The sequence below is a fragment of the Akkermansia massiliensis genome (assembly GCF_018847375.1).
Classification (GTDB): domain Bacteria; phylum Verrucomicrobiota; class Verrucomicrobiia; order Verrucomicrobiales; family Akkermansiaceae; genus Akkermansia; species Akkermansia massiliensis.
In genome coordinates this window covers 213615-238490 of sequence record NZ_CP072036.1, presented here as the reverse complement: position 1 = coordinate 238490, position 24876 = coordinate 213615, and the positions used below count along the sequence as shown (strand labels likewise).

The window sequence follows — 24876 nt, the reverse complement described above, 5'->3', positions numbered from 1 at the left end:
GCCGGTTTCATATGTTGGAGACTTGCAAAGAATACCTTCATTTTTACTTTTCTGTTCCGGTAACGGGAAGAGCACTGCTGGAGAATGCATTTTTTATGGGCAAAGGAGTGGTGGTCAACATGCCTTTCAGAAGAATGAGGCGTCGAATGGATAACGGGATGTCCTGAAACTGCAATAAGGTTTCAAGTTTCCTTAATAGGGGAAAGCCGGAACGCAAGCCGGGTAACGGCGGATGCCGTTCAGCGTGCGGAGATGTGGCGGCTCCTGAAACCGAAGCCGACGGCAAAGGTGACCAGGGTGCCGATGGTTACGCGCCATGGAAAGGCTATTTCCGGAATATATTGCCTCCAGTCGGCGGGCAGGGGGATGAGTTCGGTCAGCAAGGCAATGACCAGGAAGCCTGCCGCCATGGCAATGATGTTTCCTGAATCGTTTCCTCTGGTGCGCGTCAGCATCCCGAGCAGGAAGATGCCAAGCAGCGAGCCGTAGGTGTAGCCGAAGATGCCCAGGGCGATTTGAATGATGCGGACTTCCGGGTGGTGCACCACGTACCACGCCGTGATGGAACCGACGAGGATGAGCAGCAGGGAGAAGCCGGCCGTTCCCCAGCGCACGCACCGGAGGAGCTGACGTTCCGTGGCTTCCGGTTTGAATACTCCCTGGTACCAGTCCTTGGTGGCGGTGGTTGCCAGGGAGTTGAGAGCGGTGGACAGGGAACCCATGGCGGTTGCCAGGAGCCCGGCGATCAGCAGCCCCCGGATGCCGTTGGGCAGTTCATGGATGATGAAGTAGGGGAAGACATGGAGCTGCGGCGTGTCTGCGGGGAGGGACGCCGGATTGTACTGGTAGAAGACGTAGAGAAGAATGCCCGTGAAGAGGAAGACGATGACGATGGGGAAGTCCAGCAGCCCGGATACGATGACTGCCCGCGTTCCCGCCTTGCTGCTTTTTGCGGCCAGCATCCGCTGTACCATGTCCTGGTCCGTGCCGTGTGTAGCCATGGTGATGAAGGTCGCTCCCAGGAAGGCTGCCCATACCGTGTATTCCTGACCCAGGACATGGGCGCATTGCTGGAGGAAGTCCAGGCCTTCCTTGGTGCCCCACGAGAAGAATTTCCAGTCGTCCCCTCCGTTCATGGCGGCTGAGATGGAGTTCCACCCTCCGGGAATGTGGGAGAAGAGAACCCACAGGGCGGAGAGCATGGAGACGCCCAGCACGACGGCCTGGAGGACATCCGTCCAGACGACGGCTTTCAAGCCGCCGATGGCTGTGTAAATGGTGGTGGCGATGGAGATGACGACCAGCGCGGCAATGTAAAGCAGGACAATTTGGTTGGCGTCCGCCGTGGTGTCCGTCATGAATTGGTAGGCAATGACCAGCAGAATGCCTGCAAAGTAAAGTCTTGTTCCACTGGCGAGCACCCGGCTGACCAGGAAGACCATGGAGGCCGTGCGGCGCGTCAGGAGCCCGAATCTTTTTTCCAGGTATTCATAGATGGAGACCACCTTGTAGTCATAGTAGGGTTTGAGGAAGAGCTTGCCGACGATGATGCGGCCCAGGATAGTGCCGATGCAGAGCTGGGCGTACGTGAAGTTGCGGGTATGGTAGCCTTCCCCCGGAGCCCCCAGAAAGGTGGCCGCGCTGATTTCCGCCGCCAGGATGGAGGCCAGAATGGCCCACCAGGGCAGGGAGCGGTTGCCCAGGGCATAGTCCGTCAGGGAGTTCTGCCTGCGTCCCGCATAGATGCCAATGCAGAAGATAGCCAGAAAGTAGACAACGATGACAAGGAGGTCCGTGAACATGCCTGGAAAGAGAAGGCCTTTTCCGGAACAGGGTTTCCGGAAAAGGCCCCGGGCTGGGTGAAGGGTCAGGAGCGGCTCTTGTGTTCCAGCGCGGCTGAAACCAGACCGGAGAAGAGCGGATGAGCCCGGTTGGGTGCGGACTGGAATTCCGGATGGTACTGGCAGGCAATGAAGAAGGGATGGGAGGGAAGTTCCACGACTTCCACCAGGCCGTGTTCATCATTAACGGCGCTGATGACCATGCCTGCGTTTTCCAGTTCTTCACGGTAGGCCGGGTTGAATTCGTAACGGTGGCGGTGGCGTTCCGTGACGCTGTCCTTGCCGTACAGCTTGTGCGCCAGAGTTCCGGGCTGGATCAGGGCTTTATAGGAGCCCAGGCGCATGGTGGCCCCCATGGCTTTGATTCCTTTCTGCTCTTCCTGAAGGCTGATGACGGGGTGGGTGGATTTCTGGTCGAATTCCGTGGAGTTGGCATCGTCCATGCCGCAGATGTGGCGTGCGTATTCAATGACGGCTACCTGCATGCCCAGGCAGATGCCCAGGAACGGGATGCCCTTGGTGCGCGCATATTCCACTGTTTGTATTTTTCCTTCAATGCCGCGGTCTCCAAAGCCGCCCGGCACCAGAATGCCGTCCACGGAACCGATCAGGGCATCCGCGCCTTTTTCTTCAATTTCTTCCGCGTCTATCCGGAGGATTTCCACGCGAGTGTCATTTTCAGCACCGGCATGAGTGAAGGATTCATAGATGGATTTGTAAGCGTCCTGAAGGGCGATGTATTTGCCGACTACGGCAATCCTTACGGAGTGGCTTGGGCTGATGACGCGCCCCACGTAACGCTGCCAGTCCGCCAGGTTGGGAGCGGGAACGTCCAGCCCCAGGCGCTTGGTGACGATGCGGTCTATTTTGTCCTGGCTGAGGTCCAGAGGACATTCGTAAATGGTGTTTTTAACGTCGCGGAAGGCGATGACATTTTTGGCTTCCACGTTGCAGAACATGGCGATTTTCCTCCTTTCGTCTTCGCTCATATCGTATTCCGTCCGGCAGATGATCACGTCCGGCTGAATACCAATTTCCCGGAGCTTGGCGACGGATTGCTGGGTGGGCTTCGTTTTCATTTCCCCGGCGGCCTTGATGTAGGGGAGCAGGGTGACGTGGATGAAGCAGACATTGTCGCGGCCCACTTCCAGCGCGAACTGGCGCAGGGCTTCCAGGAAGATGTGGCCTTCCATGTCCCCTACCGTGCCGCCGATTTCCGTGATGATGATGTCCACGTCCGATTGTTCCGTGACTTCATAAAGGCGGTTTTTGATTTCATCCGTGACGTGCGGAATGTATTGAACCGTTTTACCCAGATAGTCTCCCCGGCGTTCCTTATGCAGCACGCTTTCAAAGACCTGGCCGGAAGTAAGGTTGTTAAGACGGGAGAGGTTGCAATGGACGAAGCGTTCATAATGGCCCAGGTCCAGATCCGTTTCCGCCCCGTCGTTCAAGACGTACACTTCCCCGTGCTGGAACGGGCTCATCGTGCCGGGGTCTACATTCAAGTAGGGGTCGAATTTTTGAAGGGTGACCTTGAGACCGCAGCGTTCCAGCAGAGTACCGATGGATGCCGCCGCCAGTCCTTTGCCGAGAGAGGAGACAACACCACCTGTGACGAAGATGTATTTCATGATTATGGTTCCTAATGTATGTTTAATAAGATTTGTTCCACCTGGGCCGCCTGTTCCGGCGTGTCTACGCCCACGCTGACATGGTCCGTCAGAATGACTCTGATTCTGGCGCCGTTTTCCAGCGCGCGCAGTTGTTCCAGGGATTCCGTTTGTTCCAGGGGGGTGGGTTCCCAGCGCACGTAGTTTTCAAGGAAGTCCCGGCGGTAGGCGTAAATGCCCAGATGGCGCAGCGGGGGGATGACGCGGGGATGGCGGGCATAGGGAATGACGGAACGGGAGAAGTACAGGGCGTCGCCGTTGCCGGCCAGGACCACTTTGACGATGTTCGGGTTGTCCAGGTCTTCCTGCGCGCTGATGGGGCAGGCCACGGTAGCCATGGACAGGGCCCCGTCAGAAACCAGCGCGTCCGCCAGCCTGTCAATCAGGGCCGGGTCAATGAGGGGTTCGTCTCCCTGGATATTGACCACATGAGTGGCGGAGGGGAAGGCTTGCACCGCTTCCGCCAGGCGGTCGCTGCCGCTGGGATGGTCCGGAGAGGTCATGATCGCCTTGGCGCCAAAGGCCACGGCGGTGTCGAAGATGCGCTGGTCGTCCGTGGCGATGGCGATGTCGTCAAGGCGGGAGCAGCGGGAAACGCGTTCCCATACGTGCTGGACAAGCGGTTTTCCTGCAATGAGGTGAAGCGGCTTGCCCGGAAATCTGGAGGACCCCCAGCGTGACGGGATGAGGCCGATGATATGATGAGGAGAGTCTGCTGCCATGAGAAGAGGAAACGCATCGAAAGGTAGCAACTCCCCTTGAATTAGTCCAGCCTCAAGCATCAGATGCGCCCGTTTTTCCGGAGTAGGGGCGGAACGGTCAGGCGGAAATGGCGGGCGCGGCGGCAGGCTGCGGTTTTGCCTCCGTCTTCTGGATAATGAGCGGCATGTATTCCTTGCGGATGTGGAGGGATACGTACAGGCCTTCCTTTTTGGCGCAGGAGAAGAGTACCTTGATGATGGCCAGGGAGATGATGTCCATGGAGATGGTGGTACTATCCCCGAAGATCAGCAGAAAGGTGAGCGGCTTGATGAAGTAGACGGTTGAAACGTAAAGAATGCCCAGCTTGTATTTGTGGTTGCGGTAGATTCTGCTGACGATCCATGCATAGGTCATGCCGATGACGGACAGGATGAGGTACAGGGAAAGCCCCACGTAGCCGAGCGTTTGAATGGTGGAAATGGGGCCGCTGTGCCATAGTCCGTTCCAGGCAAAGGATGACTGGTCCTGGCTGAGGTTGTAGGCTTCCTCATAGATGTTGGCTTTCACGATGCTGATATCCCGTGAAAAGCCGTCTCCGAATACCTTGTCCTGAATGAAGTGTTCGCGGTCGTCCAGAGCCCATTCCCACATTTCAAAGCGCCAGTTCATGGACGCTTCCGCGTTTACTCTGGCTTGCATGCTGACATCCAGGAAAGGAAGGGCTGAAAGTGTGCGCTGGATACCGTAAGGAAAGGAATGGAGCATTCCTGAGGAGGAGAGGAGCAGAAGCAAAAGCATTCCGAAGATGGGAACCAGGATGCAGAAGAACCATCTTTTGTAGATCAGAGATATTGTGAAAAACAGGAGCAGAAGCTGCGCAATAAAGGAGCGGAATCCGCTAAACAGGACTCCGATGGTTCCAAGGACAAGAAGGGCGCCCCACCAGGGACGTTTGATCATCTGCCATACGGAGTAGTTGATGATGAGTAGTTGAACCGCCAATAGGGAAATTTGGAGGAAGGTCGATTGCCGCGTGTCTTCGGAGGCGGCGCTTGCCGAGACTGCGGCCGCCGCCGGGTTCGCTCCGGCAGAATTCGGTGAAAGGATGCCCTGGGCGGTTGAGATCAGCGTGAAGATAATGGTCAGAAAAACGGCCCATTGAAGCACCTTTCCCAGTTCATTGCTGGTGGTTTTCAGGGAGGAGAGGCAAAGATAGGCAAGGAGCGCCTGAAGGAAGAGGACGTATCCCTTGCCCCCGTAGTAGTCTTCCAGCACATTCAGGCCCAGGCCGAAGGGGTGGCTCAGGAAGACGTAGCCCACATGCATGAACAGCACGAGAATGACAGCGTCCAGGAGAGGGGCGGCATTCCATGTCAGGGTTGAACGCTTGAGCATGGCATTCCACAAGTAGAAGGGAATGGTAATGCCGTAGGCGAAGAGGGGTGCGTAGTCCTTTAGTTCCGGTATGGGCAGGAAGAGCAGGGGAAGCCATATCCACAGGTACCATACCTTTTCCTTCATCAGGAAAAGGACGGCCAGGAGGAAGGGGGAAACAGCCAGGGCGATGGAAAAGGGGTCTCCATCCGCCGACATGACGCCGCCTATGATGGCTAGGAGAATGGCAACTACTGAAATCAGTACAATTTTAAATAAATTACCATTCATAGGGCTGCCCGTGATTCCCGCATAAAAGACAATGGCGGGAAAGAGAGATGGATGGTGGAGTATAGGGGATTCGAACCCCTGACCTTCTCATTGCGAACGAGACGCTCTACCAACTGAGCTAATACCCCGTGGAAAATACCGGGGGGAATCTATTCCATCCGCCGCCTGAAAGCAAGAGGAATTCGTCAGGCAACGCAAATAAGATGGAAGATTTCGTGTTCCTTTTCCGCATGCCGCCGTTTCCTGTCCGGCGGAAGTCTGCCGCAGGGGGGAGATTCATTTTTCCGGAAAGGGCCGGGAGGCGGCGCAATACGGGAACCGGGAAAAGGAATGCCTGTATTTCCGTAGAAAGCGGACGGCAGTTCAAAGAGCGGTGAATTTGATGTTCCGGACTCTGGCAAAGGCACGTTTCAAGCGGGAGGAAAGCCATTTTCCGCATGGTTGTTCAATGCCGTAATGCATGGCGGCTCCCACGGCAATCAACAGGAGCGCGGCGCATATCCAGAAGAGGATGGGACGGGTTCCGTACCGGTCCTGCGGCCAGATGTACTGCATGAATTGCAGGAGGGGAACATGCAGCAGGAAGACGGCATAGGTCAGGAGGCTGGCCCGGTTGGTCAAATGGATGAGCACCGCTGGAATTTTAACAGCCGGCGGCTGAGGGGATTTTGCAAGTGAGCACGCGCTGGCGATGGTCAGCACGGCAATCAGCGTGTCGGGAAGGAGGAAGGCCAGGGAGGCAACTTTCCCGCCGGAGCCCCACAAGGCGCCGATGAAAGTCTGGTAGAGAAGGTAGAGCACCCCGAAGGAGAACACAGCCGGGCTCCACCGGAAGAAGCGTTCGTGTTTTTTATAGAGCCGTGCCGCGCAGCAGCCGGCGAGAAATTGCCATAAACGGTAGGGCGGGAAGAAGTAAAGGCGTGCGACGGGTTCCAGGAACGTGCAGGCGACAGCGGTTACAAGGCCCAGTGCCAGCAGCAGGGGAAGGCGTTTCCTTCCATAGGCCACGAGAGGGAAGATAAGGACGAAGAGGATTTCCAGCTTCATGTACCATAAGGCATAATTGTCTCCCGTGTGCAGGTTCATGAATTGATTGCCGCCGAAGGAAACCAGCAGGACGCCGAGCAGGTTGTCCAGCTGGAATTGCTCCTTGTAGGAGACCAGGCTGGACAGGAGGATGGCCGTGAACAGGAGCGGCCACAGCCGCGCAAATTTGGAGATGTAGAAGGAGGGCGGACTGAACGAATTTTCTTTCAGGGTGAACGTCATCAGGAATCCGGAGAGGACGATGAACCAGTCCACGCCCACGGAGCCCGCAACGGGCGACCAGCGCGCCCAGTGGAAGGCGCAGATCATCAGGCAGAGGATGATGCGGATTAATGAGATGCCTGTAATGAAGGAGGAAGGGGCGCTCATTGGAACTGGGGCATCAGCGATCCCGCTTGTTTTTAATGCGGCTCCTGAGGTGGGCTTCTTCAAAAAGGCCCTCCATGTACAGCCCCACGGCCTGCGCTTTTCTGAGGCTTTGGGCTGCATTCCTCAGGGCCGGAAGCGCTTCTTCGTAGGAAGGGATACTTCCTTTTTTGAGGGGGGAGGCTTCCACAAGGTGCCATCCCCACCGGCTTTTAAGAAGCACCGGCTTGTTGTCGGGAACGTTTGCCAGCTCCAGGCCCAGGGTTTCCCGTGCGCGGGCGGGGCTGACCCAGCCAAGTTCCCCGCCTGCGGGCGCGGAGCGCTCGTCCTCACTGAATTCCCTGGCAAGCCGGGAGAAGGTTTCCCCGCCTTGCAGGCGCGCCAGCAGCGTTTCCGCCGCCTGTTTGACCTGGGTTTCATCGTTGTGAAGGGTAGCCAGGAAGATGTGCCTGGTTTTCCGGAGGTCAGGGGTTTTAAGCTGGTCCCGGATCAAATCATAATAGGTTTTCAGGTCTTCGTCGGACGGCTCTGCCGCCTGGGCGGTCGCCCGGTAGAGCTGTTCCGTCTGCTTGAGCCGCGCCGCTATTTTTTCCTGGAATTGCTGCTGCGTGAATTTCTGGTCATGCAGGGTTTTCAGGTATTGTTCCGTGTTCCCGTCAAAGCGGGAACGGATTTGTTCCGCGGCGTGCGCGGCTTCCGCATTGCGGTTGGGAAGCTGAAGGTCGTTGACGCTGGTTTTCAGGCGCAGGAGGGAGGAGCCGATCAGATCGTACCTGGCCCGCGGAGCCAGGTCTCCGGCTACGTCCAGTTCATGGGTGAGCCTGATGCCTCCGTCCATGTCCAGAACGGGAGGCTGGCGCAGGAGCCGGAGTTCCGCAACCCTCCGGGAGAGCTGGTTGGCGGTGACGGGTTCGCCGTAAACTTCCGCAATCCGGGCGGAGTTGTCTCCGGGCGGTCCCGGCATCGGTTTCAGGTAGGCGTCCATCCTGCCGGCCAGGAAGCCGTGCCAGAGAAACAAATCCCCCACCAGATAGAGCAGGAATGCTCCATAGATCACGAGCTTGAACGTGAATTTTCCAGTGGGGGACATGGGAGGGACAGGGAAGGAGCAAAGGGCCTAGTTTCCACCGCCGGAGTCTGCCAGACGGACGGATTCCGGGGGAAGGAAGTTGCGGAACCTCTTCTTTTCAATGCACTTCATGTAGGCTTCCTCCGGAGAGACGACGCCCTGCTGGAGTTTTTGCCAGATGGCGTCATCCATGAATTGCATGCCCATGGCCTTTCCGCCGACGATGACGTCAGGGATTTTCTGCGTGGCGCCTTCACGGATGATGGCCGCCACGGCGGGCGTGGCAAAGAGGATTTCATTGACGGCTACGCGTCCCGGCTTGTCGCTGCGCTTCATCAGGAGCTGCGCCACGACGCCGCGGAGGGAGCCCGCAAGCATGGTGCGTACCTGGGACTGCTGGTCGGACGGGAATACGTCAATGATACGGTCAATGGTTTTGCTGGCGTTGTTCGTGTGCAGGGTGCCGAATACCAGAAGGCCGGTTTCAGCCGCCGTGAGTGCCAGGGAGATGGTTTCCAGGTCGCGCATTTCACCCACCAGCACGATGTCGGAGTCTTCACGGAGGGAAGCCCGCAGGCCGTCTGCGAAGGAGGGTGTCTGGAGGGGCACTTCCCTCTGGGTGACGATGGATTTTTTATTGGGGTGAACGAATTCGATAGGTTCCTCCACCGTGATGATGTGCCGCGCCTGGTTGCTGTTGATGTAGTCAATGATGGCGGCCAGGGTGGTGGATTTACCGGAGCCCGTGGGCCCCGTGACCAGCACCAGCCCTGATCTCATGTGGGCGAATTCCTTGACGACCGTGGGCACGCCCAGTTCTTCCAGCGTGGCGATTTTTGTGGGAATGAGACGGAAGACGGCTCCCAGGCCGTGCTGCTGCCTGAAGTAGTTGCAGCGGAAACGGGAGGTTTCATCCATTTCATAGGCGAAGTCCAGATCCCCTTCTTCCAGGTATTTCTGGAAGGCCTGGGAGTCGCATATTTCCGCGAGAAGGTTTTTGAACGACTGGCCTTCCAGGTTTTCGTCGGAGATGGCGGAGATGGTCCCGTTGACGCGGATTTTCGGAGGCTGGCCTTCGCTGAGGTGAAGGTCGGAGCCGCCCGCTTCTACGAGGTATTTGAAGTATTGGTCGATAACAGCCATAACAGGAGTGTGTCAAAGTTAAAGGTTACTTGATTCCCAGGAAGGATTTCATGATGGTTTTGTCTTCCGCGCGGAAGATGCAGTCTTCCGTGGTGATGAGACCTGCCTGGTGCAGCGCCCGGAGGGAGTCATCCATCAGGATCATGCCCTGGGCCTTCCCGGTCTGGATGCAGCCGGGAATCATGAATGTCTTTCCTTCGCGGATGCAGTTGGCGATGGCGGGTGTATTGACCAGCATTTCAATGGCCAGGGCGCGGCCGTTGCCGTCCGCCCTGGGAACGAGCTGCTGGGAGATGATGCCGCGCAGGGATTCACTGACCATGATGCGGATCTGGTCGCGCTGCTCCACCGGGAAGACGTCCAGCACGCGGTCCACCGTGCGGGCTGCGGACCCCGTGTGCAGGGTGCCGAGCACCAGGTGGCCGGTTTCAGCCGCCGTGAGCGCCAGGGAGATGGTTTCCAGGTCGCGCATTTCACCTACCATGATGACGTCCGGGTCTTCACGGAGGGCCCCGCGGAGGGCGCGCGCGAAGGATTCCGTGTGCTTGTGCACTTCACGCTGGTTGACGTGGCAGTTTTTGGAGGGAATCAGGTATTCGATGGGGTCTTCAAGCGTGATGATGTGGTCGTGGCGGTCCTGGTTGATGAAGTCCACGATGGAGGCCAGGGTGGTGGATTTACCGGAACCCACGGAGCCCGTCACCAGAATGAGGCCGTTGGTGTAGCGGGTGAGGGGCACCACGTATTCCGTCGGCAGGCCGATTTCCTCCATGGTGCGCACCCGCGTGTTGATGATGCGGAAGCAGATGTCATAGCCCAGGCGCTGCTTGACCACGGAAGCGCGGTAGCGTCCGAAGTCGTTGGCATAGGCAAAGTCCACGTCCCCCTTTAATTGAAGGCGGTTCCATTCCGGGTCTTCCAGAAAGCCCCTCGCCAGAACTTCCGTGTCCTGGGGCGTGAGATTGGGCGCTTCCTCCCAGATGGGGAGAAGCTGGCCGAACCGGCGCCAGGTGGGGCGGCTGTTGACGGCAAGGTGGATATCGGAACAGTCAAAGTCCTGTCCAAGCTTAAGATATCCGTCGACGTGGGGCAAAATGTATTCGCTCATGTTGTGAATGCAGCAAACTGATAAAGCTACATACTAACGAAAACGGGGCTTTTTTGACCAGCAAAAAATGTTTGGGAAATGATTTCTGTGCAGGCGGCCCTGTGCCGTCCCGTGGCGGGGGAGGATTTTTGGAGAGAAGCCTTGAGGAAGGCTCGCAAAAGTTTATTTCCGGGAGCGGGAAAGAGCATTTATGTTTTTCTGCCGTTTCGGGAACCGGATCCTGAGGGATCGCGGTTTTTCACGGACTTTCCCGGCAGAGGCATACGTTTGGCATGGCGGAAAGAGCCGACAGCAATCCCGCTGCTGTTTTCATGGTTAAATGTGAAATGGCGGCATTGAGGACAAGTCTATGGCGCGGTTGCATTTTTGCCTCCGGGGGAAAGGTCGGGATATTGTTTTAAATGACTTTCTTCATCAATTTTTCCTGTTCCTCCGAACGGGGACACGGAAGGAACATTTCCAAATTCCCCGCCGCCGCGATGACTGGGAAGGCCATGTTTCCGCCATGATGGTCGTCTTCCTATATTGGGGCCTCCCTTTCATGGCCAGGTAGCTTTTTTCCTGATTGTGCCCTGTTATTTTTGGCAGGAATTGTTCATGGCGGAAAGCGCTGGAAAGGGGAATTGAGCTGCCGATGCCTTTTTGGGGTCAGGCATGCCCTGGTCTCCTGTTTCATTCCAATATCGCCGCATGGACCATGCCGAAATGCCTGTCCAGCCTGGCGAGGTACGTATGAACAAAGGGGCGTTGTTTTCTTTGGCGGCAGGTCGTTATTTTATGAGGTATCGCGGCCGTCTGCATGAAGAGTTGTCCTGCAGGGGGGGACGATATTCCCGGAACGGCGCGCATCTGACGCCGCAGGGATATGAAGACATTTCTCCCGCAACAGCGGAATTCCTGAGTTCTTTTTTAAAGCAGCGGCTTGAAAAGGCTGCGCCGCATCGACCGGAAAATCCTGTTACTTGAACAGGTTGAAGAATTTCTTGCCTGCCAGGTCGAAGCCCATTTTTTTCAGGGACGGGAAGGCGAGGGTTACCAGGATTTCAATGATGAAACGGAAGATAGGGGAATTGATCCAGCTTCCGGAAACATGCGGACGCGGGGGCGCCGGATGGCTTTTTTTTCCCGTAAACATGCGGATGAGCAGAATGCCTCCCACCGTGCCGACAATGGAGCCGATCACAGGCAGGGACATGGCCTTTTTTTTCAGCTTCCGGAAGTGGTCGGCCTGCTGCTGCGTCTTCTGGACCAGGGTATCCGTCTCATTGACGATATCCAGCCGGGAGGAAGCCACCCGCATCAGGAGTGCGAGCTTTTCTTGAGAGCCATTTGCAGACATGATAAATCCGTTTTAAGTTCTTCCGCCGTCGCCGGGGCGATGGGCGTTACATGGGTTCGGCTGAAAAGGATGAGGGCCACGGCAGCCGCCACCAGATGGATGCCGGTGGTTACGGCAAGTCCGGCAATGATTCCCCAGAAGTGGGCCATGACCATGGTCAGGAAGCACCACAGGAACAGATAGCCGAAGATGGCCATAAAGGCGGCCAGCAGGAGCAGGGCCATTTTCCTGCCCAGCCTTTTGGACGCTTCCTCCAGTTCCAGCTTGAGCAGCGCGGCCAGGGCTTCCACATGGTCAAGCGCCGCCGCTCCGGTTTCCCGGAGGGACCGGACCATAGCCGCTCCTTCTTCCTTTTCCTCCACAATGGGGGCGACGAAGGTGCGTTTGAGTTTGTCAATCAGTCCCATGGCTCGGTTTGAAGGGGTGAGGGCGCCATGCGCTTGATGCGCATGGCGCGGAATGAGGGTTAACGGCGGCGGATGAGCATGCCGATCAGAAGGCCCACGCCCATGGCGATCAGCACGGACTGGGTGGGTTTTTCCTTCACGTATTCTTCGCCCGCTTCATGGAACTTCTTGGCCTTGTCACGGATGACTTCTCCTTTTTCCTGGGCGTAGTCACGGATGGTGCTGGCCTGTTCCGTAGCCGCCTTGCGGATTTGGTTTACTTTGGCCGCGGCGAAGGCCCTGGCCTGTTGAAATCTGGTTACGGCAAGCTCGCGGGCGGAAGGGCAGGAGCAGGCGGTGTCGTTTGCTGCTGCGGTCGGTTCAAGTTCGGTTTGGTTGTCTTGCATGGTTGATTAGAGTGTTAAGGGTTGGTTCCTGTTGAAAAACATGTCGGCTTACATGTTTTCGCCTCTCACATTGGGAATTATTTAGCACGCTTCCCTCTATTGGCAAGTGTGTAAAGCGGCTTCACCCGGAATTGTGCGCGTTCCTCAGCGGCGGCTTCCTGAAAAACCGCCGCGGGGGTCTGGTTTGGCCTGGGGCTCGTTCGGGTTCCGGTACCGCAGGATTCCGTAGTCCCTCAGGTTACGGATGAATTCCTGGGCATTGGCGCGGAAGCGCGCATCGTACATGAGCAGCCCCAGGAAGCCCTGGTTTTTCCGGGCGTCCGCCGTGACGGAGGCGATTTGCTCGGAAGCCTTGCGCAGGGCGGTCAGCGTGGGGGGGATTTCCTTGATGGCGGGGTCCAGGCTGTTGAGCTTTTCTTCCGCTCCGGCGATGATTCTGCGGGCGTCACTGACGGTGTCTTTCATGGCCGCCATTGTCGCGGGGAGCTGTTCGCCCGCTTTGTTCATTTGAGCCAGCACGCTGTTGAGGTGCCGGAGGTTTTCCCGGCTCAGGATGCCTTCATTGATCAGCTTGGTGGTCTGGGCCAGCCCTTTGGCCGCTTCCCCGATGTTGAGGATGGCCTCGTCAATGTTGTCCGAATTTTTTTCAATCTGCTTGAGGATTTTCAGTATTTCCTCCGTGGCGCCCACGGCGTTGTTCTTGATCTTGCTGAAATCGCTTTCAGGCTGCCCGATGATGGTGGCATGGGGCGGGATGTATTCGTGCGTGGGGCGTGCCGGGGGAACGATGTCGATGTACTTGTCTCCCAGGATGTTCTGCATGTCCACGCGGAAGACGGAGCCTTCCTGGATTTTCACGTCGCTCAGGATGCTGGCTTCCAGCATGACTTCATTGCCGGAGGGCAGGAGTTCGGGCGCCTTGGTGACCTTTCCCACCGTAACGCCGCCCAGGCGGAGCTGGGAGTCCTTGATGAGGCCCGCCGCGTCCTTGAAAATGATGTTGATGGGGTAGGTTTGCTCCTTGGAGGTCTTGATGTTGCCAAACCCCAGGATGACGCCGATGATCATCAGGATTCCGGCAATCAGGAAGATGCCCACCCAGGTTTCCGGCTTAAGTTTCTGCTTCATGGCTCTGTGGTAAGATGGTTATTGTTTCCGTTCACGTTCCGCCCGTTCCAGCAGAACCCGTTGAAAGTTTTCATGCCTGCCGGTCAGGGAGGCCCAGTCTTCCCCGGAATCCCCGTACAGGAACCTTTGCAGGTTTTCATCCCTGGAATGCAGCAGTTCCTCCGGGGTTCCCGTCCAGTAAACTTCCCCGTTCCTGAGATAGACGATTTTGTCCGCAATGCGGATCACGCTGGGCATGTCATGGGAGACGATGACGGTCGTGATTCCCTTGTCCTTGCAGATTTGCCGGATGAGGAAGCTGATGCTGTCCGTGACAATGGGGTCCAGGCCTGCGGTGGGCTCGTCATACAGCAGGCATTCCGGCGTGGTGACGATGGCCCTGGCTACGGCTACGCGCTTGATCATGCCTCCGGAGAGGCTGGCCGGCATTTTTTCCTGCTGCCCCAGCAGGTCCACGGAGTCCAGGGCGGCGGAGATGCGCGCGTCCAGCTCCTTTTCATTCCGGATTCCTTCCTCGCGCAGCGGGAAGGCGACGTTTTCCCCTACGCTGAGGGAGTCGAAGAGTGCCCCCTGCTGGAACATGAAGCCTATTTTACCGCGGATTTGCTTCTTGATTTTTTCCGGCGCTCCGCTGATGCGCCTGCCGTCTATTTCCACATAGCCGTCCAGCGGGTCCATCAGGCCGTCCAGATGTTTCAGGATGACGCTTTTTCCGGCTCCTGACCCGCCGATCAGAGCCATCAGCTCTCCCTTTCCCACGTCAAAGCTCACGCCTTTCAGCACTTCCTGGGTGCCGAAGCTTTGCTTGAGCTGGTGGACGCGGATGAATGGCTGCATGGCGGCGCGGAAGGGTTATCTCATGAATCCCATGGGGAAGATGGAATTGAGAATCATGGTCAGAATGAAGTTGGCGATGAGCAGAGCCACGGAGGCATACACCATGGCCTGCATGGTGGATTTGCCGACGCCAACGGCTCCGTTCGTGGTGTTCAGGCCTTCCCGGCAGGAGATGGTGGAGATGATGAGGCCGAAGACCAGGGCTTTGACCAGGGCCACGGTGATGTCCCCCATGGTGACGAATTTGCTCATGAAGTGCATCCAGTAAGCCTGGTCCACGTTAAAGGAGGTGATACTGACGATGTAGGCGGAGGCGATGCCCACCAGCACGGCTTCCATCATCAGGATAGGCATGGAAATGAGCATGGCCTGGATGCGGGGCTTCACCAGGTAGTCCACCGGGTCCACGTTCATGGAGTTAAGGGCGTCTACCTGTTCCGTGACTTTCATGGTCCCGATTTCCGCTGCCATGGCGGACCCGACGCGGCCCGCAAGCATCAGCCCGGTAATGACGGGCCCCAGTTCCCGGAACATGCCCACGGCGACGACGGCGCCCCCCATGGTTTCCATCCTCACCGTCTGGAGCTGGAACAGGGTCTGGGCTTCCAGCACGGCTCCGGTGAACGCGCCGGTGATGATGACCACCGGCTGGGACTGCACCCCGATTTTTGCAATTTGCTCCACAAGAACGCGCATCCGGAATTTGCCGGACCACATGCATGCGGTCACTTGGTAAAGCAGCAATCCGATTGACCCCAGGCGGTCAACCAGCCTTAGAGCGGCGCGGCCGATCATGGTGGCTACATAGAATTGCATGGCTTCTACTAATCACTTCTTCCACTTCAAGAGCAAGCGCAATGTACGCCACGGGAAGAAAAGCAACGCGCCGCGTCAATCCGTCAGCCGGTGGACGTAAGGCGTTTCCGGTGCACCGGGAATGGAGCGCAGCGTGAGGCGCGGCGGCAGTTTCCGGCGCATCCATTCGGAGGCGCGGGCCCGGCGCTGCCAGCGGCGGATTTCAAGCTCCGATTCCGGGAAGAGGCCAGCCAGCGGCGTGGCGGATTCATGCGCGCGGTGCAGACGGATGAGGAGGCTGTCGCGCATGGCCGCATCCGGCGCGGGAGAAAGGAAGCCGGGGAACAGGTCCGCCAGTTCCGTTTCATATAAATCCCCCAGCGGCATGAAGTCAGCGGCCAGGGCCGGCGGAAGGAGGCGGGGTGCGGTCATGATGTCCGTTCCGGTCAGGGCGGAAAGCAGCAGGCCACCTTCCTCCTGGGCCCATTGGCGCATGAGCCATGCGGCCGTGAACAGGTCATCCGGTCCTCCGGCCGCCGCATCTGCGGGGAGAGGCAGCATCCGGGCCTGAATGCCCAGCTTGTCCGCACAGGCTTGCGCCCGGGCAGTGTCCTGTTCCGGAATGCCGGGGAGGCGGGGGATGAAGCCCGTCAAGGGCAGGGAAGGCAGTTCCTCTTTTAACAGTTGAGCCAGCAGGAGGGATGCGGAGCTTTCCAGCAGGTTCAGGCAGGCGGCGCCATGCCCGCTTTTCAGGATGAAGTCCGCCGTGCCTTTCCGGAGGGCGTGCCGGAGCTGTTCTTCCGGAGCGGGAAGCGGAGAAGACGCCTCCGTGGAATTTTCCGGAGAAATGACGGCAGAATCCCGTTCAAAAAGACGCAGCCGTTTGAGGAGAATCCCGTGGGCGGACCATGCGGAAGACGCGCCGGGTAACAGAAACGGGCCTTCTCCCCCGGCCAGGCGGGCGGTGAGGACCGGCAGCCCTGTTTCCCGCGCCAGCCGGCAGGCTTCCTCCTCATCCTGCTCCAGCAGTCCTTCATGCCACGCGCCGGAATGGGTGCGGAGCAAGAGGCAGGGTACGGAAGAGGAGGCCGGGGAAGATTCCGGCCATGAAATGATGGAAAAACCCGCTTCATCCGCCGTCCGGCAGATGCCGAAAACGGGAACGGCCACCGTTCCGTGTGCGGCTGGGGAAATAACGGCTTGCCGTGGAAAGGAAAGGCCGTTCCGGAGCATGTGGAAGCGGCTGCCGTCCGCGTCCGCCGCTGCCAGCAGCAGGGGGACGTCCGCTATTTCCCGGGCCAGGTAGGCCAGGGCCGCCCTGTGCTGGGACCGGAAGCCGCTGCGCAGGGCCAGTTCCCCGGTGTGCGCGCCACTGAGGGCCAGCGGCGGACAAAGAACGAGCTCCGCCCCGCCGTCCACGCAGGAACGGTACAGTTCCACGATGGTTCTGAGGTTCCTGGGGAAATGGCCGGGGATGGTCTCCGGCTGGATTAATCCTGTCTTCAGCATGCGCCGGCAGGGTAGACCATTCCGGGGAGGCGGGCAAGCCGGGATGCCCGGCGGCTTTCCCTCCGGGCGTTTCCTGAGGAGTTTTTATCGCAAGGAGCTTGTCATCCGCGGTCTTCATGGTATGATCTGCACCGATTGCGCGCCGTCCGTTCCCGGGCGCATCAATCCGGAATTACTTATGAGGAAACAGTCAACAGAGGGGCAGGAATCCTCCATCCAGCGTGCCGTAGCATTATGGCGCGAATATCTTCTTCCTTATAAGGGCACGCTGGTGTGGGCTGTGATCGGCGGCATGGTGGCCGCTGTTTCCAGCGGCTTCGGCATACCGGTGATTTTGCAGGAAATGTTCCCCGTGATCTTTGACGGGAAGCCGCTGCCCCCGTGGGCGGAGCGCGTGCTCCTTTGGTACGTGAGTCCGGAAAACCTGCCCTGGGTGACGGTGTGGGCCACGGCGGCCATGCTCCCGATGGTAGTGGTGGTGCGCGGCCTCTCCTCCTTCGTCAATGTCTACCTGCTTTCCAAAATAGGGCTGGGCGTGCTGGAAACGCTGCGGCTCAAGGTGTACAGAAAATACCAGGATTTATCCCTGGCCTTTCATGACCGCCAGCAGAAGGGAGACCTGCTGAGCCGCCTGATGCAGGACACGCAGTTCCTGCAGGGCGGCCTGGTGCAGATTGCCAATGACCTGATTATCCAGCCCCTGACCCTCCTGGCCGCGCTGGGATTCCTGATTTACAGGGCTTCCGTCAGCCAGCAGTTCCTTATTTTGCTGGCGAACATGCTTCTGGTGGGCGTCTGCGTGATTCCCATCCGCTACATCGGCAAGAAAATGCTCGCCCGCGCCCGCGTGGTGCAGTCCAGCCAGGGGGATCTTTCCTCCACGCTTCAGGAAAACTTTTCCTCCCAGCGGGACATCCGGGCCTTTGAACTGGAAGAGCAGCAGACAAGTCTGTTCAGGAACAGGATTCACCGTTACATCCAGGCTTCCATCAGTGCGGTCAGGTGGCAGAGCCTGCTGACGCCTTTGATTGAATTCGTCAGCGCCATCGCCATGGCGGCCACTCTCTTTGTCGGCAACATGAACGGCATGAACATGGGGGACTTCGCCGCGCTGGCTACGGCCATGTACCTTTGCTATGAACCGGTCAAGAAGCTGGGGGCGGTCCACAACAAGGCGGAAACCCTGAATGCCGGGCTGGAGCGCATCAACCATGTGCTGGACGCTCCGGACGACGTTCCGGAACCGGAAAACCCGAAGAGTCCGGAAACCTGGAAGGGGGAAGTGGAGTTCAGCAATGTGTGCTTCGGCTACCAGCAGGACGCCCCCGTCATGAAGAACATTGACATCCGCATCCCGGCTGGCCAGGTGGTGGCCCTGGTAGGCCCCAGCGGCGCCGGGAAAACGACCTTCATCAATCTGCTGTGCCGTTTTTACGACGTACTTTCCGGCAGCGTGAAGGTGGACGGCATCGACGTGCGGGAGATGGCCAAGAAGGACCTGCTTTCCCATATCGCGCTGGTTTCCCAGTATCCCGTGCTGTTCCGCGGATCCGTGGCGGACAATATCCGCATCGGCCGTCCGGACGCTTCCGACGCGGAGGTGGAGGAAGCCGGGCGCATGTCCGCCGTGGACAGCTTCATCAATGAGACGGGGGAAGGCTATTCCCGCATGATCGGAGAAATGGGGGAAGGGCTTTCCGGCGGCCAGCGGCAGCGCGTTTCCCTGGCGAGGGCCTTTCTGAAAAACGCGCCTATCCTGGTGCTGGATGAAGCCACGGCTTCCCTGGACATGAAGAGCGAGGAACTCATCCAGAAGGAGATTGAAAAGCTGGCTTCCGGACGCACGGCCTTCATCATTGCCCACCGGTTCAGCACCATCCGGATGGCGGACCGAATTCTGGTTCTGGAAAAAGGGAGCGTCATTGCGGATGGCACGCATGAGGAGCTGATGGCCTCCTCCCCCCTGTACAGGGAACTTTACAACAAGCAGCAGATGGTTGCGGAAGAGGAAGGAGGCGCTTCATGTTAAGACAGTTTTTTGAGTACGCGCGGTATTTGAAGCCGGTGATGAAGCTGTTCATCGCCGCGCTGGCCGCCGGGGCGCTGGCCGCCGCCGCCAGCGGTTTCGGCTTCCCGCTGATGATTGCCAAGGTGTTCCCGGTGGTGTTTGACAATACGCAGATTCCCCCGGAGCTTCAGAACATCATCGCCCATCTGGTGGCCCCGGAGCACATGCACACCGCTGTGCTCGTGGCCGTATGTTCCCTGCTGCCGCTGGTTTTTGCCATCCGGGGCATAGGCACGTTCTTCAATGTGTACTGGATCAGCATCGTCAGCATGAAGGTGCTGGAGGAAATCAGGCTGGACGCCTTTTCCAAACTGCAAACGCTGCCCCTCTCCTTCATTGACCGCCAGAAACGGGGGGACCTGATCAGCCGCCTCATTAATGACGCGGCCAACGTGCAGGGAGGCCTGGTAATAGCGGCCAATGACATCATCAAACAGCCCCTTACCCTGCTGACCGCACTCGCCTTCCTGGTGTACAAGGTCTTTGTTGACCCGAACACGGCGGTGGTGCTGATGAATCTGGGGCTGGTTGTGCTGGCGATATGGCCCATCCGCTTCTTTGGCCGCCGCGTGATGAAGAAGGCCAAGCAGGCGCAGGACGAGCTGGGCAATATCACGGCCGCCGCCCAGGAAAACCTGGCGGCCCAGCGTGAAATCCGTTCCTACGGCATGCAGGAACAGCAGGTGGGGCTTTTCCTGGGGCTGATCCAACGCTTCTTCAAAATCAATCTGAGAACGGTGAAGTACAGGCACTTCCTGGTGCCGGTGCTGGAAATGGTGACGGCGCTGGGCCTGGGCATTCTGCTGGTGAGGGGCCATGAAATGGGAATCACCAAGGCTGACTTCACGGCCCTGGCCGCTGCCCTCTTCATGTGTTACGACCCCCTCAAGCGCCTGGGCGTGACGCTGACCAACCTGAAAAGCGCGCATGCCTCCCTGGAACGCATCAACTACCTGCTGAAGGAGCCGGACACCATGCCGGAAGCCGCCAATCCCGTTCCCCTGGGGCGAGCCTCCGGGCGTTTGGACTATGACGGCGTTTCCTTCTCCTACGACGGCGCCCGCAAGGTGCTGGACGGCATTGACGTTCATATCAGCCCCGGGGAAGTGGTGGGCCTGGTAGGCCCCAGCGGCGCCGGGAAAACCACGTTTGCCAGCCTTCTGCCCAGATTTTACGACGTCAGTTCCGGCACCCTGCGCATGGACGGCGTGGATGTGAGAGACGCCTCCCTGCACGATGTGCGCAAGAACATTGCCTTCGTTTCCCAGCATCCCGTGCTCTTCCACGGCACCATCATGGAAAACATCCGGCTGGGACGGCAGGACGCCACGGATGAGGAAGTGATGGCGGCGGCGCGCGCCGCCGCCGCGGACGGCTTCATCATGGGGATGCCGGACGGCTACCAGACCATGCTTGGCGACGGCGGCAGCGGCCTGTCCGGCGGCCAGCGCCAGCGCGTGGCGATTGCCCGCGCCTTCCTGAAAGACGCCCCCGTCCTGATTCTGGATGAAGCCACCGCCTCCCTGGACGCGGAAAGCGAGGCCCAGATCCAGCAGGAGCTGGACCGCCTGGTGGAGGGAAGGACGGCTCTCATCGTAGCCCACCGCTTCAGCTCCATCCGCGTGGCGACGCGCATTCTGGTGTTTGAGGGCGGCCGCATCATCGGGGACGGCACTCATGCGGAACTTTATGCCTCCTGCCCGCTGTACCGGGAATTGTATGACCGCCAGTCCCTCTAGGTGAAAGGGGGGGACGGAGACGGAAGGCTTTTCCCGCGCCCGTGCCGGAGCGCACATGGCGGTTTTTCTCAGGCCATGGTGGAAAGAGCTATTGTCAAACAAGGGTCATGATGTACTATTCCGCCAGCATGAATACACTGGATGAATCCCTGACGAATGCCGTTAAAGAGGGGGAGCTTTTGGAGTCTTCCCTGACCAATATCCGCCTTCTGCTGGCCGGAACCAAATCCCCCGTAGCGCGTGAGGCCGTAGAGGAACTGGCCGCCGCCGGGGAGTGGCAGGAATTGAATGACCGTTTTTACAAGACCCTGGCCTTCGGTACGGGGGGGCTGCGCGGCCGCACCATCGGCAGCATCGTGACCCGGGCGGAGCAGGGGAGCGGCGGCGTGAACGGCCGCCCGGAATATCCCTGCGTGGGAACCGCCTGCATGAACTACTTCAATGTGGGGCGAGCGATGCGCGGCCTGATCATTTACGTGAAAAAGCATGTGGAGGCCACGGACCCGGGCAGGAAGCCCCGGCTGGTCATCGGCCATGACACGCGCCACTTCTCCCGTGACTTCGCCGAATTCTGCGCGAAAATCGGCACGGACCTGGGCTGTGACATTTACCTGTTCGACAGCCCCCGGGCCACCCCTGAAGTTTCCTTCGCCATCCGTGAACTCAATGCGGATTCCGGCGTGGTGCTGACCGCCAGCCACAACCCCTCCCACGACAACGGCTTCAAGGCCTATTTTAACGACGGAGCCCAACTGGTGCCTCCGCATGACAAGGCCGTGATTGAGGAAGTGAACTCCCTGACCTCTGAGGAATATGAACCGCTGCCGGAAGACCGGCGCGGCACCCTTCACGTGCTGGACGCCTCCTTTGACCGCGTCTACATGGACCGCCTGAAAACCGTGCTGCTCCGTCCGGAGCTCTTCAGCAAGGGCGGCGCCAAAATCGTTTACTCCAACCTCCACGGCACGGGCGGCCATATCATCGTTCCCCTGCTGAAGGAACTGGGCTGCAACGTGCAGACCGTGGCGGCGCAGGACGTGCAGGACGGCCGCTTCCCGACGGTGGCCTCCCCCAACCCGGAAAACCCGCCGGCCCTGGCCCTGGCCATTGAGCAGGCGGACGCTTCCGGCGCGGACATCGTCATCGCCACGGACCCGGACGCGGACCGCATGGGTGTGGCCGTTCGTGGGGAAGATGGGAAAATGCACCTGCTGACCGGCAACCAGATCGGCTCCCTGCTGGCGTGGTACCGCTGCATGAGCATGTCCGGGCTGGGCATCATCAATGACTCCAACCGTTCCCGCGCCGTGATGGTGAAAACCTTTGTGACGACGGGCCTTCAGGACGCCATCGGCCACCACTTCGGCTATGAAGTGGTCAACGTGCTCACGGGCTTCAAGTACATCGCCCAGAAGCTCGGCAAATATGAAGAAGCCATTCCTGCGGAAAAGCGGGAAGGCTACCGGAAGATGAGCGAGGAACAGACGCGCGCCCTGCGCCTGGAATACAGCCGCTACTTTGTCTTCGGCGGGGAGGAAAGCTACGGCTACCTGGCCCAGGACTTCGTGCGCGACAAGGACGCCAACTCCGCCGCCATCATCTTTGCGGAGCTGGCCGCCTATGCGGAAAGCGTCGGCAAGAGCCTGCTGGAACTGCTGCATGAACTCTTTGAACAATTCGGCGTGTACCTGGAAATGGGCAAATCCCTGGTCATGGAAGGCGCGGACGGCGCGGCAAAAATCGCCGCCCTCTCCGCCTCCTATTCCTCCAATCCTCCCACGGAAGTGGACGGCGTGGCCGTCAGCGGCATCCGGGACTTCTCCAAGGGTGACATGGTGGATGCGGAGGGCGACCCCATTCCGGCGGAAAAAATGATCTTTGTGGATATGGCGGACGGCCGCAGCTTTGCGGTGCGCCCCTCCGGAACGGAACCCAAGATCAAGTACTACCTCTTCGGCCACGGGAAACCGGGCGCTCCGGTGAAGGAAGCCCTGCCGGCGGTCCAGGCCTCCCTGGACTCCCTGTGGGCTGCCGTGGAGAAGGACGCCTTCGCCCGTTCCAACGGCTAAATGTTGTTGATTTCTTTCCCCCGTCTACCATGTAATGTGGACGGGGGAAATTTATTTTCTTGCCAAGGAGGCCGGAATTCCGCAGTTTATAATTCTTATGACATTTGCGGTCCACAAAACTCTCTCCGTGGCCGGTGCTCTTTTGGCCGGTCTTCTTCTCTCCTCCTGCTCCTCCACCTCCCAACAAGTCGAAGCTCCGGCACGGCTCCCCGCCTACCACTTTGTACCGGGAAAAACGGCCGTGCTGCACAACGGGAAGGCCATTCCCCCCAGGAATGCCCCCCCGCAGGTCAAGCGCGCCATTGCGGCCGCCAATTCCCTGGTCAACAAGCCCTACCGCCTGGGCGGCGGCCACAGGAAGCACTATGACTCCCACTATGACTGCTCCGGCAGCACCTCCTTTGTACTGAAGGAAGCCGGCCTGCTCACTTCCACCCGCCATTCCAAGCTGTTCCTGAACTACGGGCAGAAAGGCGCCGGGGACTGGATTTCCGTCTATGCCAAGAACGGGCACGTATTCATGGTCATCTGCGGCCTCCGGTTTGACACCACCGGAAGCGGCCGCCGCGGCGAAGGCCCCCGCTGGAGGGTGGACGGCCGCAATGCCCGGAACTTCCTGGTGCGCCACCCCACGGGTCTCTGATCCGGGCCTGCGCGACGGAAAACCGCGTTTTTTGCGTATGTTCGCGCAGGCTTTCTTGAACAATGGAAAGTAATGTGCTATCAGGTGCGAGGACGTTGATAGTTCCTTGACTTTCATGGCTAAGACAAAAATTCACGTAGGGCTTGAGATAGGGACAAGCAAGACTTGCATGGTTGTGGGCGAAGTGAAGCCCGACGCAACCGTGACGATCATCGGCGTGGGTGAGGTTCCTAGCGAGGGCGTGGTCCGCGGCGAGATTGAAGACACCTCCAAGGTCATCCAGTGCATTTACGATGCCTGGAACATGGCCCAGGACCATGCGGACGTGGACATCATGACCGTCTATCTGTCCGTGACTGGAGCCCACATCGTGGGGCAGAACAACCGCGGAACCTTCCGCCTGCCTCCGGATGAAAGCATCATTTCCCAGGAGCACATGGACGAGGTGACGGAAATCGCCCGTGACATCGCCCTGGGGCCGGAACAATTCGTCCTGCACCGCGTGCCCGGCCTTTTCTCCGTGGACGGGCAGGAAAACCTGACCAATCCCGCCGGGCTGACCGGCAGGACCCTGGACATCGACTGCCATATCATCCACGGCATCAAATCCCGCATCACCAACTCCTTCCGCTGTGTGCGGGAAGTTCCCCTGGACATCGCGGACGTGGTCTTCGCCCCGATTGCCACGGCCCAGTTCGTGCTCAACAGGCAGGTCAAGCAGGCGGGAGCCCTCCTCATTGACATGGGGGCGGGCACTACGGATTACGTTCTTTACCTGGACGGCCAGCTCGTGGCCTCCGGATGCGTGCCCCTGGGCGGCGACCACATTTCCAATGACATCACGCTGATGACCGGCATTCCGCTGGCACAGGCGGAACTGCTCAAGAAGACGGAGGGGGATGCCAACAGCTTTTCCGGAAAGACCAATGAAATGGTGCGCGTGCGCGGGGAAGGAAACATGAAGGATGCCGCCATCGAACGCAATGTTCTGAATGAAATCATCCGTTCCCGCCTGCTGGAAATCTTCAATCTGGTCAAATCCTCCCTGCCCAAGGACACCTTCAAGGGCAACCGCTGCCACGGCGTCTACCTGTGCGGGGGCGCCAGCCTGATGCGCGGCGTGGGGGAACTGGCCTCCCACGTGTTCGGCGTGGCGATCAGCCGTCCCACGCTGGTCAAAAACGGAGCGCCTTCCTATCTGGATGACCCGCGTTACTGTACGGCCATCGGGCTGATACGGTATGCCCAGATTCTGGATGCCGAACTGCCGCAGCAGCGGAGCTGGCTGGGGCGCGTGCTGGGCCTCTTCGGCAGGAAGAACTCCTGATCAATCTCTACCCCA

At 59.0% G+C, this 24876-nt stretch carries 21 protein-coding genes and 1 tRNA gene; 6 read left to right on the top strand and 16 right to left on the bottom strand.

Annotated elements, in window-relative coordinates; genetic code table 11:
* Window positions 1–239: 239 nt before the first annotated feature.
* The 9 genes from J5W70_RS01045 to J5W70_RS01005 form a co-directional block, all read right to left on the bottom strand.
* Window positions 240–1802 carry a sodium:solute symporter gene (locus J5W70_RS01045; protein ID WP_022397537.1) on the bottom strand — a complete coding sequence of 521 codons (1563 nt, stop codon included), beginning with the start codon at window positions 1800–1802 and terminating at the stop codon, window positions 240–242.
* Window positions 1803–1867: 65 nt separating this feature from the next.
* Window positions 1868–3475, bottom strand: coding sequence for a CTP synthase (gene pyrG / locus J5W70_RS01040; RefSeq protein WP_022397536.1), 1608 nt, complete (start codon window positions 3473–3475; stop codon window positions 1868–1870).
* Between the two features lie 11 nt (window positions 3476–3486).
* On the bottom strand, window positions 3487–4236 hold the full coding sequence (gene kdsB / locus J5W70_RS01035) for a 3-deoxy-manno-octulosonate cytidylyltransferase (RefSeq protein ID WP_022397535.1): 750 nt from the start codon (window positions 4234–4236) through the stop codon (window positions 3487–3489).
* A 97-nt stretch (window positions 4237–4333) separates the two neighbouring features.
* Window positions 4334–5881: an O-antigen ligase family protein gene (locus J5W70_RS01030; protein ID WP_022397534.1), complete on the bottom strand. Its 1548-nt coding sequence runs from the start codon at window positions 5879–5881 to the stop codon at window positions 4334–4336.
* A gap of 52 nt (window positions 5882–5933) precedes the next feature.
* Window positions 5934–6009: transfer RNA gene (locus J5W70_RS01025), tRNA-Ala, on the bottom strand.
* Window positions 6010–6244: 235 nt separating this feature from the next.
* Window positions 6245–7297: an acyltransferase family protein gene (locus J5W70_RS01020; RefSeq protein WP_022397533.1), complete on the bottom strand. Its 1053-nt coding sequence runs from the start codon at window positions 7295–7297 to the stop codon at window positions 6245–6247.
* A gap of 13 nt (window positions 7298–7310) precedes the next feature.
* Complete coding sequence (locus tag J5W70_RS01015; RefSeq protein WP_022397532.1) at window positions 7311–8384, bottom strand: peptidylprolyl isomerase; 1074 nt, start codon at window positions 8382–8384, stop codon at window positions 7311–7313.
* Between the two features lie 27 nt (window positions 8385–8411).
* The gene (locus J5W70_RS01010; RefSeq protein ID WP_022397531.1) at window positions 8412–9506 is read right to left on the bottom strand and encodes a type IV pilus twitching motility protein PilT; all 1095 of its coding nucleotides are present in this window, start codon (window positions 9504–9506) and stop codon (window positions 8412–8414) included.
* Window positions 9507–9531: 25 nt separating this feature from the next.
* Window positions 9532–10614, bottom strand: a complete 1083-nt coding sequence (locus tag J5W70_RS01005; RefSeq protein WP_022397530.1) for a type IV pilus twitching motility protein PilT — start codon at window positions 10612–10614, stop codon at window positions 9532–9534.
* A gap of 654 nt (window positions 10615–11268) precedes the next feature.
* Between J5W70_RS01005 and J5W70_RS01000 the strand changes: the two genes are divergently transcribed.
* On the top strand, window positions 11269–11580 hold the full coding sequence (locus J5W70_RS01000; protein WP_146021372.1) for a hypothetical protein: 312 nt from the start codon (window positions 11269–11271) through the stop codon (window positions 11578–11580).
* Here J5W70_RS01000 and J5W70_RS00995 read toward each other — a convergent pair.
* The 7 genes from J5W70_RS00995 to J5W70_RS00965 form a co-directional block, all read right to left on the bottom strand.
* Entirely contained in the window at window positions 11573–11914 is a 342-nt protein-coding gene (locus J5W70_RS00995; protein WP_022397529.1) for a hypothetical protein, read from the bottom strand. The genes J5W70_RS01000 and J5W70_RS00995 overlap by 8 nt on opposite strands.
* Window positions 11914–12360, bottom strand: a complete 447-nt coding sequence (locus tag J5W70_RS00990; protein ID WP_022397528.1) for a phage holin family protein — start codon at window positions 12358–12360, stop codon at window positions 11914–11916. Before J5W70_RS00990 ends, J5W70_RS00995 begins: the two co-directional genes overlap by 1 nt.
* Before the next feature lie 59 nt (window positions 12361–12419).
* A complete protein-coding gene (locus J5W70_RS00985) occupies window positions 12420–12746 on the bottom strand; it encodes an ElaB/YgaM/YqjD family protein (protein ID WP_022397527.1) in 327 nt (108 codons plus the stop codon).
* Window positions 12747–12890: 144 nt separating this feature from the next.
* Window positions 12891–13874 (bottom strand): MlaD family protein, encoded by a 984-nt coding sequence (locus J5W70_RS00980; RefSeq protein ID WP_022397526.1) that lies wholly within the window; start codon window positions 13872–13874, stop codon window positions 12891–12893.
* An 18-nt stretch (window positions 13875–13892) separates the two neighbouring features.
* Window positions 13893–14711 carry an ABC transporter ATP-binding protein gene (locus J5W70_RS00975; RefSeq protein ID WP_022397525.1) on the bottom strand — a complete coding sequence of 273 codons (819 nt, stop codon included), beginning with the start codon at window positions 14709–14711 and terminating at the stop codon, window positions 13893–13895.
* 15 nt (window positions 14712–14726) lie between these two features.
* Window positions 14727–15527 carry an MlaE family ABC transporter permease gene (locus J5W70_RS00970; protein WP_022397524.1) on the bottom strand — a complete coding sequence of 267 codons (801 nt, stop codon included), beginning with the start codon at window positions 15525–15527 and terminating at the stop codon, window positions 14727–14729.
* Between the two features lie 75 nt (window positions 15528–15602).
* A complete protein-coding gene (locus J5W70_RS00965; protein WP_022397523.1) occupies window positions 15603–17015 on the bottom strand; it encodes a hypothetical protein in 1413 nt (470 codons plus the stop codon).
* Window positions 17016–17193: 178 nt separating this feature from the next.
* On the opposite strand from J5W70_RS00965, the gene J5W70_RS00960 reads away from it, so the two are divergent.
* From J5W70_RS00960 to ftsA, 5 genes are all read left to right on the top strand, one after another.
* A complete protein-coding gene (locus J5W70_RS00960; protein WP_180973710.1) occupies window positions 17194–19044 on the top strand; it encodes an ABC transporter ATP-binding protein in 1851 nt (616 codons plus the stop codon).
* Window positions 19038–20822, top strand: a complete 1785-nt coding sequence (locus J5W70_RS00955) for an ABC transporter ATP-binding protein (RefSeq protein ID WP_022397519.1) — start codon at window positions 19038–19040, stop codon at window positions 20820–20822. Before J5W70_RS00960 ends, J5W70_RS00955 begins: the two co-directional genes overlap by 7 nt.
* A 128-nt stretch (window positions 20823–20950) precedes the next feature.
* A complete protein-coding gene (locus tag J5W70_RS00950) occupies window positions 20951–22891 on the top strand; it encodes a phospho-sugar mutase (protein ID WP_257228316.1) in 1941 nt (646 codons plus the stop codon).
* Window positions 22892–23018: 127 nt separating this feature from the next.
* Window positions 23019–23534: a peptidoglycan endopeptidase gene (locus J5W70_RS00945; protein WP_240454340.1), complete on the top strand. Its 516-nt coding sequence runs from the start codon at window positions 23019–23021 to the stop codon at window positions 23532–23534.
* 115 nt (window positions 23535–23649) lie between these two features.
* A complete protein-coding gene (gene ftsA, locus J5W70_RS00940) occupies window positions 23650–24861 on the top strand; it encodes a cell division protein FtsA (protein WP_102713795.1) in 1212 nt (403 codons plus the stop codon).
* Window positions 24862–24876 lie beyond the last annotated feature (15 nt).